The sequence below is a fragment of the Pseudoalteromonas piscicida genome, assembly GCF_000238315.3.
Lineage (GTDB): Bacteria > Pseudomonadota > Gammaproteobacteria > Enterobacterales > Alteromonadaceae > Pseudoalteromonas > Pseudoalteromonas piscicida.
In genome coordinates this window covers 588,234-599,862 of the sequence record NZ_CP011924.1, presented here as the reverse complement: position 1 = coordinate 599,862, position 11,629 = coordinate 588,234, and the positions used below count along the sequence as shown (strand labels likewise).

10 protein-coding genes are annotated in these 11,629 nt (G+C 42.3%); 5 read left to right on the top strand and 5 right to left on the bottom strand.

Annotated features, from left to right (window positions below; genetic code table 11):
* Nucleotides 1-4 precede the first annotated feature (4 nt).
* A complete protein-coding gene (locus PPIS_RS02845; RefSeq protein ID WP_010375401.1) occupies nucleotides 5-1,510 on the top strand; it encodes a SpoVR family protein in 1,506 nt (501 codons plus the stop codon).
* Between the two features lie 181 nt (nucleotides 1,511-1,691).
* On the opposite strand, the gene PPIS_RS02840 is transcribed toward PPIS_RS02845, so the two are convergent.
* Nucleotides 1,692-2,051, bottom strand: coding sequence for a DUF4870 domain-containing protein (locus PPIS_RS02840; RefSeq protein WP_010375399.1), 360 nt, complete (start codon nucleotides 2,049-2,051; stop codon nucleotides 1,692-1,694).
* Between the two features lie 381 nt (nucleotides 2,052-2,432).
* Between PPIS_RS02840 and PPIS_RS02835 the strand changes: the two genes are divergently transcribed.
* The gene (locus tag PPIS_RS02835; RefSeq protein ID WP_010375397.1) at nucleotides 2,433-3,092 is read left to right on the top strand and encodes a hypothetical protein; all 660 of its coding nucleotides are present in this window, start codon (nucleotides 2,433-2,435) and stop codon (nucleotides 3,090-3,092) included.
* Nucleotides 3,074-3,559: a DUF2269 family protein gene (locus tag PPIS_RS02830; protein ID WP_010375396.1), complete on the top strand. Its 486-nt coding sequence runs from the start codon at nucleotides 3,074-3,076 to the stop codon at nucleotides 3,557-3,559. Before PPIS_RS02835 ends, PPIS_RS02830 begins: the two co-directional genes overlap by 19 nt.
* 148 nt (nucleotides 3,560-3,707) lie before the next feature.
* Here PPIS_RS02830 and PPIS_RS02825 read toward each other — a convergent pair whose 3' ends face one another.
* Both PPIS_RS02825 and PPIS_RS02820 read right to left on the bottom strand, forming a co-directional pair.
* Nucleotides 3,708-4,682 (bottom strand): sensor domain-containing diguanylate cyclase, encoded by a 975-nt coding sequence (locus PPIS_RS02825; RefSeq protein WP_010375394.1) that lies wholly within the window; start codon nucleotides 4,680-4,682, stop codon nucleotides 3,708-3,710.
* A gap of 2 nt (nucleotides 4,683-4,684) precedes the next feature.
* Nucleotides 4,685-5,689, bottom strand: a complete 1,005-nt coding sequence (locus tag PPIS_RS02820; RefSeq protein ID WP_010375391.1) for a response regulator — start codon at nucleotides 5,687-5,689, stop codon at nucleotides 4,685-4,687.
* A gap of 201 nt (nucleotides 5,690-5,890) precedes the next feature.
* Here PPIS_RS02820 and tpx point away from each other — a divergent pair, with 201 nt between their 5' ends.
* Complete coding sequence (gene tpx, locus PPIS_RS02815; RefSeq protein WP_010375389.1) at nucleotides 5,891-6,472, top strand: thiol peroxidase; 582 nt, start codon at nucleotides 5,891-5,893, stop codon at nucleotides 6,470-6,472.
* A 98-nt stretch (nucleotides 6,473-6,570) separates the two neighbouring features.
* Here the strand turns inward: tpx and htpG are convergent, their stop codons facing one another.
* Both htpG and recR read right to left on the bottom strand, forming a co-directional pair.
* On the bottom strand, nucleotides 6,571-8,484 hold the full coding sequence (htpG, locus tag PPIS_RS02810; RefSeq protein ID WP_010375387.1) for a molecular chaperone HtpG: 1,914 nt from the start codon (nucleotides 8,482-8,484) through the stop codon (nucleotides 6,571-6,573).
* Between the two features lie 160 nt (nucleotides 8,485-8,644).
* Entirely contained in the window at nucleotides 8,645-9,250 is a 606-nt protein-coding gene (gene recR / locus PPIS_RS02805) for a recombination mediator RecR (RefSeq protein ID WP_010375386.1), read from the bottom strand.
* A gap of 270 nt (nucleotides 9,251-9,520) precedes the next feature.
* Between recR and PPIS_RS02800 the strand changes: the two genes are divergently transcribed.
* Entirely contained in the window at nucleotides 9,521-11,596 is a 2,076-nt protein-coding gene (locus tag PPIS_RS02800) for a M13 family metallopeptidase (RefSeq protein ID WP_010375384.1), read from the top strand.
* The last annotated feature ends 33 nt before the right edge of the window (nucleotides 11,597-11,629 follow it).

The following is an 11,629-nucleotide window of genomic DNA, read 5'->3' as shown; positions in this document are numbered from 1 at the left end:
CGCGATGACATATCAGCCAATTGACGATGGTCCAGATTGGACCTTTGATTTACTTGATACTTATCATCAGGAAATTGCTCGTGTAGCCGAGCATTACAGACTTGACACTTACCCAAATCAAATTGAGGTGATCACAGCAGAGCAGATGATGGATGCCTACTCCAGTGTAGGCATGCCAATTGGTTATGCACATTGGTCGTACGGGAAAAAGTTTATCCAGACTGAGCAAACCTACAAACGTGGTCAAATGGGTCTTGCCTACGAGATTGTGATTAACTCCAATCCTTGTATTGCGTACTTAATGGAAGAAAATACCATGCCTATGCAGGCGCTGGTGATGGCGCATGCGTGCTATGGTCATAATTCTTTCTTTAAAGGTAACTATCTATTTAAAACCTGGACAGATGCATCATCCATCATTGATTACTTGGTATTCGCTAAAAATTATGTCGCCAAGTGTGAAGAAAAGTACGGTATTGATGAGGTAGAAAACCTTATTGACTCTTGTCATGCGTTAATGAATTACGGGGTTGATCGATATAAAAGGCCGCAACGGATCTCTATGTTTGAGGAGCAAAAACGCCAAAAAGAGCGGGAAGATTATTTGCAGTCCCAAGTTAATGAATTATGGCGAACCATTCCTAAAGGTGAAGATGAAGAAACCGACAGCCGTGCCCGTTTCCCATCAGAACCTCAGGAAAACATACTATATTTCATCGAGAAAAATGCGCCATTGCTGGAGTCTTGGCAACGCGAGATTATTCGTATTGTGCGTAAAGTATCACAGTATTTCTACCCGCAAAGACAAACTCAAGTCATGAACGAGGGCTGGGCTACATTTTGGCATTACACTATTTTGAATCACTTGTATGACGAGGGAAAACTAAGTGACTCCTTTATGTTGGAGTTTTTGCAAAGTCATACCAATGTTGTATATCAACCGCCATACAATAGTAAATTTTATTCAGGGATAAACCCCTATGCGCTCGGCTTTAACATGATGGTCGATATTCGCCGTACATGCGAAAACCCAACAGAAGAAGACAAACAGTGGTTCCCGGAATTTGCGGGGAGCAACTGGCTAGACACACTGCATTTTGCAATGCAAAATTTTAAAGACGAGAGCTTTATCAGCCAATTTTTATCTCCAAAGCTCATGCGCGACTTTAAACTTTTTACGATTGTCGACAAACAAAAATCTCCACATTTGGAAGTTGGCCCTATTCACGATGAAATGGGTTATCAACAACTTCGCAGCGCTCTTTCAGCGCAGTACAACCTCAGTAACCATGAGCCTAATATTCAAGTTTATGATGTAGATGTACGGGGAGATCGTTCACTTACGCTAAGGTATGTACCACAAGGCGGGATCCCACTTGCCGCTTCAAAGCAAGAAGTGATAAAGCACCTCTATCGCTTATGGGGATTTAAAGTGAAACTTGAACAAGTAGATGAAAATGGCAATCTCGAGCAGATAGCTCAATGCCCTGAAGAAGAAAGTGAATCGTAACTCTGTTAGTTTGACTTAGGAGCCGGCAAACAGGTTGTGTTTGCCGTGATTCCTTTCCCATATTCAGGCGCCTTAAATTAGCTCAAACTTCTATATTGTGCTGCTCTGAGGTGCTTTGTTTAATTCAATACTGCTAACGCGAACACTTCCAACAGCAGAGTTTCGCTATTCAAAGTGCCGGTTACTTAAAAAAATTGAAGCTCAGTGGATAAACCCATACTTCCCCATTATTGGCTTTTATCGCGGCTATGATGGCAAATATAACATTAAGAATAGCTAAAACAACGAACCCTAAAATACCAACCGCAACAAAAACTAAAATACCGCAAATTATGGAATAGATAATTAAGCTAATTAACCAGTTAATAGTAGCTTTTCCGTGTTGATCGATCGTTTCGCTTTTATCCTTATTGGTTGCCCACATAACTACTGGTAGTACAAGCCCTAGTCCCGGAGCAACAAAGCTCGCCAGTTGGCTCAAATGTAATAACATACAGTATGTATTTAGCGGCATGCCCCAGTATTCATCATTATCGTTCATTTTTTCATTCCCTTTTATTGTTGCAAGTGATTACGCATTTCAAGCAGGTGTTTCATATTGACTGAAGTCTATAGGGGTATTTCTAATAAATCTCAGGTTAATGAATAAAAGTCATTTTTAGGCAGTACTCATAGGCTAAAGACCTCTAATGAGAACTCAACTCCCCACACCTCCATTAAAGCTAGATAAGCCATGATTTACAAGCCTTTTAATATCGAGAGCATAAGCGTAGGCATAACAGCTCTGGTTAACCGCTATAGTTTAAAGACAAGGGTTATTCAATTTTCACCAAGTAAATAATGTCTATTTAGACTAAGGCTTTACCAATTTTGGGTATAGATTTAAGATGAACCAAAGGACGCTAATCCAGACATAAAACCAATGGACCAATACAAAACCAAATTTGTTGTTGTTTATCTGATTGCCGCAATAATTACTGCTGCATGTCTTTTAATGAATGGACCGATGCGTCCAGGCTTGCCGCTTGATAACACGGTAATAATGCGTATGGAGTTTATTGCCGAAAACTTAGTATTGTGGCAGTGGTCTTGGATAGCTTGGATGTTCTCTGCACTAGGTCTTTTAGTATTTAGTGTTATTTTAGCAGGTGAGCTCAAAGCAGACTTTAGAAAGCATGTTGGCCTGCTATTAGTCGCATTGGGTGTGGTCCCAGATCTAATTGCTGAAGTAATTTATGCCTTTGTTTTACCAAAAGTAGTTCATTTAGCCATGGGAGAATCTGTATTTTTACTGTTTGAGCATATTGCAACCCATCTAACCGGTTACTTAGGTAATGGCCTTTATAATTTAGGAGGGCTTACGTTAACCTGTCTAGCCATTAAACAAGATATATTTAAAACATGGGTATCAGTGTGGGGGATCACCGCTTGGATTTTAGGTTTATTGCTGTCTGTATCTATCGCAGCTAGTCAACTTAAAGCTGCTGAGATATTTACTGCATCAAGCATGACTCTTAGTACACTTTGGATGATTATCTTTGCACATCAAGTTTTGAGGCCTAGATGGAATACGCAATCTTAAAATTAGTGCACATAGGCGCCTTGATTTTTTGGCTCGGCCCAGCTCTTGGTGCTTGGCTTGTGTTAAAAGCAATAGAAAATGAAAATATAGGACCGGTGACCGCGAAGGTGGATCATGTGTTCTTTCTCATGGTCACACTGGAACATGTAGCATTTATTGTCCTCTTATTAACAGGCTTTTCTATGGCTTTTTTAGCTGGATGGTTTACATCTCCATGGCTCCAGCAAAAGCTACTTGTGGTCGGTCTCGTGATTATCCCGTTAGAGATTGTGGATATTTTCTTGGGAAATTGGTTAGCAGCAAAGGCATCTAAAAGTGTCCACTTGGGCATTGCAAGCGCTCAGCAACGGCGTTGGTTAGCGCTCTACCACGGCCCTTTTACTAAACTTGCACTCTTAACCATACCGGTTTCAGTCGTTATCGTGATGTATTTAGCAGTGAGTAAGATGCCACTTTTATCACTTTAATTCGCGGAATAACCGAACGATACTGTTGATTTGTCTAACAGACCGCTGTTCATTCCACACCGATACTAAAAAGTTAGTGGGGTAAGAATTATAAAGTGGCAATATGAATAGAACCGCATCGCGCTAAAGTCACCATATAAAGATAAATTTACTCGCTGGCCATGTCTTCAGAGTATACAGTTACCCGATTTCTTCCGCCCTCTTTAGAAACATACAAAGCGCTGTCCGCGGCTTCAATCCATTGCTCATGTTTTTCAAAAGACTCTTCGTACACGGCAACACCAAGGCTAACCGTAATCTTTATTTGTTGTTCATCGTAGTAAATAGATGAGTTTTCTATTAACGAGCGCAGTCTTTCGGCGAAAGTGATTGCACCCTTTACGTCTGTGTCGAGCAAAGTCACTGCAAACTCTTCACCGCCGTAGCGGCCTGCAGTGTCCGTTTCGCGTAGTGTTTTGCGTAGTAAGTCAGAGATATGGCGGATTGCCTCATCTCCACCACTGTGACCGTATTCGTCATTGATACGCTTAAAGTGGTCTATATCGAACATAAGCAATGCGCTTTGTCCTTGATTACGTTTCAAGCGTTTAAACTCTTGCTTTAGGCTTTCTTCCCAAAAGCCGCGATTATGCAGCTGGGTTAAACTGTCTGTACGGCTGATTTTTTCTAATTGTTTATTCAACGACTCAAGCTCTAATTTATTGATTGCTTCGTCGGTTACATCGTATATGATCACACAAATATGCCCTACATCCCCCGTCACTGTGGTCAACGGGATGAAAGTTGCATTCTGATACATATAATCCGCTTTGCCTGTGATAGGTCGATAATTTTTGAATCGAAAAATATAAGGCTGCTGCTCCCAAATGGTAAACGACCGATTTTTTAGCACGAACACCGGTTCAGCTTTTGATCTAAACCATTGCTCATCAATACTTGGGAACAAGTCAAAAATGTCTTTATCTTTAACCGCACTCGGTAATAAACCGGAATGATTTTCCATAAAACCATTCCATATACATACCTTGTAGTCGCGATCAAGCACCACCAAGCCAACATCTACGGTGTTAAACATATCCATTAACCAATGGATTTCATTCATATCAAAATCGGCTGCAGGCATAGTTAATCATCCAATAAATAGGCTACTTTGTATTTTAATGTTTTAAGTGAGTCTTCTGTGAATAACAGCATAAGGTCACAGTTAATGTTGTGATGCTCAATGCCATAGCTAATCTCTATAGCGAGCGTTCTTTGCCATCTCGCTTTGTTGGCTTTCACAAGTTCAGCAACATCACAATGTTGACCAAGCACCACTGGGTGTCCTTGACTGAAAGACATATCGAGCTGCTTAGATAGTCCCGTTAAAATTGCGCCAATCAAGATATTGCTAATATCCATTAAAAGCTCAAGCTCAACTTTGGTATTAAGATCGCCATGATAATTCATCAAAGACGCGATCTCTTTGAAACTAGAATCATTGAGCAGTAGCAGCGCTTCTCCGGACACTCCACCGCCAATAAAACCTTGGCAAACGCCCGACGTAGTCGCGCTCGCATCAATCGCTTGCAGTGCCATATGCAGCTCGTTGACTTCGAGTACGTTAACGTTGGGAATAGGTAGTTCGACGAATACGTTTAGCAATCGCGCCAACAAATCACCCGCCTGCCCCATAGCAACGTTTGTAAGCTCTTGATAGATATCACGGATCTCAGGGTCTAGCTGCTCACCAAGTTTATGAACCAAGCTTTCTCTGATTGCTTTGTCTTTTATTCCATGATGCTCAATAATTTCAGCAAGCTTAGCTGCATCGCAGGGCTTACGGATAAAATCAATAGCGCCGAGTTCTATCACACGTTGGTGCGCATTAGGTTGAATATCGCCAGAAACAACGACAGTAAGCACGGATAAATCTTGCTCGCTAATAGCCTGTAGCACTTCATATCCATCCATCTGCGGCATATTTAGATCAAGGAATAGAATCTCTGGAGAAAGTGCTTTTATTTGTTTAATACAGTCGAGTCCATTCTCTGCAAATTCTACTTTAATATCCCAGTCGTCTGGCAATGAACGCGCCAGCTGCCGACGGGCAAGTTTTGAATCGTCACAAATTAGGACTAGTGTTGACATACAAGCTCTCTTTCTGTTTCCCATGCGTATCGGCACGATGTCGGGAAGTTTTAGTTATAATTATGAGATTAAAGCTTAAAATTGCGACATATGTTAATAAAATGACGCCATCTTGACAATCTAAATGTCACTTAAGCTTGGTTAGTTACTGTCAGTATAATACACTCAAATCAATTAAGTTAACTTCAAAAGGAATACTTTATGCTGAAAGCGTTAGTTTTAGCGAGTGGTCTGTTTAGTGCGATTTCATCGGCTTATGATTTACCTGAAAACTCGGTAGATATGGGCAAGGTAAAAGCGCAAGGTAAAGCGGTGGTATTGCTTGGTAATGGTGTAAAGCAAGGTCAGGCTGCACCGGATTTTAAGGTTGCCGATGCTGACTTCAGCCCAGTTACTCTGAAAGATTTTGAAAGTCGTGCTATTTTAATTAGCGTTGTACCAAGCCTAGATACAGGCACTTGTAGCCTACAAACAAAACATTTTAATGAGAAAGTAGCAAGCCAATTTCCTGATGTTGCCATGTTGACGATTAGTGCGGACTTGCCGTTTGCGCAAAAGCGCTTTTGCAAAGCAGAAAATATCGACAAGGTTAAAACATTATCAGACGCCGTATGGCATTCTTTTGGTGAAAACTATGGTTTGTTGATTAAAGATATGGGCCTGCTCAGTCGCGCGATTTTTGTGCTAGATAAGGAACACAAAATTGTTTACAAGCAGCTGGTAGAAAATTTAGCAAAAGAGCCAAACTACGAAGAAGTCGTTGGCGCACTGAAGAGTCTATAGCCTCACTATATACTCTCATCAACAAACACAAAAAAGCCGGTCACTTAACAATGACCGGCTTTTTCAATTCGTTATACTAATTTATTACTTAATTAATTTTACTTTTGTAGATCTAGCATTAGCTTATTAAGACGGCTTACAAAGCCCGCTGGATCTTTCAGGCTACCACGCTCTGCAAGCATTGCTTGGTCTAGTAGTACTTCTGCCCATTGTCCAAACTTGTCTTCGTCTTGTTCGTTATTCAAATGCTTAACCAATTGGTGCTCTGGGTTAAGTTCAAATACCGGCTTAGACTCAGGCACGGCTTGACCCACCTGCTCCATTAGCTTTTGCATTTGTGAGCTCATGTCATGATCGTCTGCAACCACACACGCTGGAGAATCTGTTAAGCGGTGAGTAAAGCGTACTTCTTTCACTTTATCGCCAAGTGCTGTTTTCACTCGCTCAACTAGCCCTTCAACTTCCTTCTCACTTTCTTCGTGTGCTTTCTTCGTTTCTTCATCATCCATATCACCTAAGTCAAGGTCACCACGCGTGATTGACTGAAGTGGCTTCTCGTTGAATTCAGTGAGGTGGCTCATCATCCACTCATCAACGCGATCTGACAGTAACAGAACTTCAATACCTTTCTTACGGAAGATTTCAAGATGCGGTGAGCTTTTCGCAGCTTCGAAGCTATCAGCCACAACATAGTAAATCTTATCTTGGCCTTCTTTCATGCGCTCAATGTACTGCTCAAGAGAAACATTTTGCGTTTTCTCATCAGTATGTGTAGAGCTAAAGCGCAATAGTTTTGCAATAGCATCCTTGTTTGCAAAATCTTCAGCAGGACCTTCTTTGATCACATTACCAAACTCATTCCAGAATGCTTGGTAATCTTCTGGTTTGTTTTTGCCCATGCGCTCAAGCATTTTAAGTACACGAGATGTACAGCCTTTACGAATAGCTTGAGTGATCTTGTTGTCTTGTAGGATCTCACGAGATACGTTAAGCGGTAAATCGTTAGAATCTAGTAAGCCTTTAACAAAGCGCAGGTAGCTTGGCATAAACTGCTCGGCGTCATCCATGATGAACACGCGTTGTACATAAAGCTTAAGGCCAGCTTGACGCTCACGATTGTATAAATCGAAAGGTGCCTTTTTAGGGATATAAAGTAGGCTGGTGTATTCAGTTTTACCCTCTACTTTATTGTGTGCCCAAGTGAGTGGCTCTTCCCAATCATGACCAACATGCTTGTAGAATTCTTTATATTCTTCGTCGCTGATCTCTGATTTATCGCGAGTCCAAAGCGCTGTAGCTTTGTTGATCGCTTCCCACTCGCCAGGTTGCGCTTCAATTTTCTCGCCATCTGGGCTTTCAGACTCAGGAACTGGGTCTTTGTAAAGTTCAACAGGAATTGAAATGTGATCTGAATATTTAGTCACAATACCGCGAAGGCGATAAGTTTCAAGGAACTCAATTTCTTCTTCACGAAGATGTAGTGTGATCTCTGTACCACGCTCAGCTTTTTCGATTTCAGCAATCGTGAAGTCGCCTTCACCTTGCGATTCCCATTCAACCGCTTCTGACTCTCCGGCTTTACGCGTACGAACCGTTACTTTATCAGCAACAATGAATGCAGAATAGAAACCAACACCGAATTGACCAATCAGCTGCGAGTCTTTTGCTTGGTCGCCTGTTAGGTTTTTAAAGAAATCAGCTGTACCAGATTTTGCGATGGTACCTAATGAGCTGATCACTTCGTCACGCGTCATACCAATACCATTGTCAGAAATGGTAATGGTTTTTGCATCTTTGTTTACGCTTAAGCGAACACGTAGCTCTGCGTCACCTTCGTAAAGGTCACCATTTTGCAAAGCTAAATAACGTAGTTTGTCAGCCGCGTCTGAAGCGTTAGATACTAATTCGCGTAAAAAGATCTCTTTGTTTGAGTACAAAGAGTGGATCATTAGGTTTAATAATTGTTTGACTTCTGTTTGAAAGCCTAATGTTTCTTTTTGAGCTGCGGACATTGTTCTCTCCAATATAAGCAATTAATGCAGTGTTCTTTATCAATATGCTAGGTATATGGGGGAAGAGAGAAAACTTTCAAGAGACTGAACAAAATTTTTAACAAATCGCCCTATTTTTTAGATTCAATTACTCCAAAAACAGGGCTTTAAGTAAGAAGCGTTAAGATTGGAGCTTCTTGCGCCCGCTAAACGCATGCATTAACGTCATACCGTCTACCAGGTCAAGCTCACCGCCAACAGGCATACCGTGAGCAATACGCGACGCTTCAACTTGATATTTATGACATAACTCAGAAATATAGTGTGCCGTTGCCTCGCCTTCTACCGTTGGGTTTGTCGCTAAGATAACTTCGTTAATATTGCCAGCACTTAGCTTACGCTCAAGAACATCAAGGCCGATTTCATTGGGGCCAATTCCATCCAGAGGCGATAAATGCCCCATCAGTACAAAATACACGCCATTAAATTGGCCCGTTTGTTCTATCGCCAATACATCCGTTGGTGATTCAACCACACAAAGCAGCCCTGTGTCTTGGCGCTTGATACTTTGGCAGATATCACACACCTCAACCTCACTAAATGTTCGGCAGCTTGAGCAATGACCAATGGCTTGCATCGCATGCGTCAGGCTTTGCCCCAGCTGGTTGCCGCCCTCTCTGTCTCGCTCTAACAAATGAAAGGCAATACGCTGCGCGGACTTAGGCCCAATGCCAGGTAAACAACGCAGCGCTTCAATAAGCGCCGTTAAACTTGGTGATAATTGCATAAATTCGTTTCTTGTGGCCCATGCAGTGCAAAAACACTGATAACAATGCCGAAATGATAAGGGATATTGTTGTTGATTTAAAGCTTGATCCTATTTCATTCCCTTCCACTCCTTTTACAGTTTAAAAAAACATTCATCGCGAGTTTCCCAACAATTCGACTCAAATGCTTGCAGCAAAAGCGTATTCGCTCGACAATGGCTACATTCCCGATAGTAAGTACAATAACACAGCTGTCGGGCCTACTTCTCGAACCAAATAGAGACTACATAATGAAAAAAACGATAATAGCGAGTGCGCTTACAGCCATCATGCTGACGGCTTGCTCTGAGCCACAAGTCACAACAAGTGAAGCCCAAAAAACAGAAAACGCAGCTGTAGCAACTGGTAAGGCTGAACTTGGCAGCTTTGGTGTTGACCTTAGTGCACGCGATGAAAGTGTAAAACCAGGTGATGATTTCTTTATGTACGCCAGCGGCACTTGGTACAAAAACTACGAAATGCCAGCAGACAAAACGCGTTTTGGTGCATTCTCAGCACTTGCTGAACGCAGTGAAGAACAAGTAAAAACCATTATCGAAGAAATTGCTAACGGTAAAAACCTTAATGCCGAAGAGCAGCTGATTGCCGATTTTTACAATGCTTATATGGATGTGGAAACCCTAAATAAGCTTGGCATTAAACCTATTCAACCACTACTTGCTGACATTGACGCCATTAGTAACACTGACGGCCTCACCAAAGCATTTGGACAATCTTGGCTAACTGGCGTCAATGCGCCGATAGGCGGTGGTATGTGGTTTAACCGTCTAGACCCAAATAAATATGAGATGTCGATGGGTGCTGGCGGACTTGGACTACCAGACCGCTCTTACTATTTAGAAGAAGCAGAGCGTTTTGTTAAAACTCGCGAAGCATACGTTACGCATATTGCAGATATGCTTAAATTTGCGGGTAAAGACAAACCGACTGAGCGCGCAGAAGCCATTCTTGCACTTGAAACTAAAATTGCTGAGGGCCACTGGCCACGTGAAAAACGCAGAAACCGTGACCTGACATTAAATCAAGTTAAACGTGACGAGCTAGCAACACTATACCCAAGCTTTAATTGGGATTTATATTTTGCTGAAACAGGCTACAAAGTGCCTCAGCTAAATATGTCTCAGCCAGAGCCGATCAAAGCAATGATTGCGCTTATCAACTCTGAAGACTTGGCCGTTTGGAAAGACTATCTAACTTATCATGCAGTTAGCGGCAATGCGTCGCTGCTGTCTGAAGATACCTTCAATACTAACTTTGAATTTTATGGCAAACATTTAAGTGGTCAACAAGAACCACGTGCTCGTTGGAAACGCGCTATCAGCGAAATGTCTGGTACTACTTCGCTTGGCTTTGCAATTGGTAAAGTTTACGTTGCCCGTTACTTCCCAGAGTCTTCTAAAAAACAAATGTCAGAATTGGTTGAAAACCTACGCACCGCGCTCGGTGAAAGGATTGAAGGCCTAGACTGGATGGGTGAAGAAACAAAAGTAAATGCTCAAGCAAAACTTGCCGCATTTACTCCTAAGATTGGCTACCCTGACAAATGGCAATCATTTGATGGGTTAACCCTAACCCGTGATAACTTAATGACAAATGTGAAAAACCTACGTGAGTTTTTCCGCAATGACAGCATCGCCAAAGAGCTTGAAAAAACCGATCGTAACCGCTGGGGAATGACTCCACAACGCGTTAACGCCTATTACAACAGCTCGTTTAATGAAATCGTTTTCCCAGCGGCAATTCTACAACCGCCATTCTTCGACCCAAATGCAGATCCTGCAGTAAACTACGGCGGTATTGGCGCGGTGATAGGGCACGAAATGGGCCACGGCTTTGACGACCAAGGTTCTAAATCAGATGCCAACGGTATTCAACGTAACTGGTGGACCGATTCAGATCGCGCTGCTTTCGAAGAAAAAGCAGACAAGCTCGCGGCACAGTACAACCAATATGAGCCTATTGAGGGTAACTTTGTGAATGGTCGTAACAGCCTTGGCGAAAACATCGGTGACGTAGGCGGCCTTGCAATGGCTTATCATGCATATAAACTGAGCCTAAACGGCAAAGAAGCACCGGTGATTGATGGCTTGACTGGCGATCAACGTTTCTTCCTTGCTTGGGCACAAGTATGGAAAGAAAAGCGTACAGAGCAAAGCATGCTAAACCAGCTACGCGCAGGTACACACGCACCGGGTCAATTTAGAGCGCTTGCACCTCGCAACCATGATGCATGGTATAAAGCGTTTGACGTTAAACCGGGTGACAAACTGTACCTAGCACCTGAAGAGCGCGTGCGTATTTGGTAATAAATTAAATCCCAAAGCATAACCTGCCGTCAC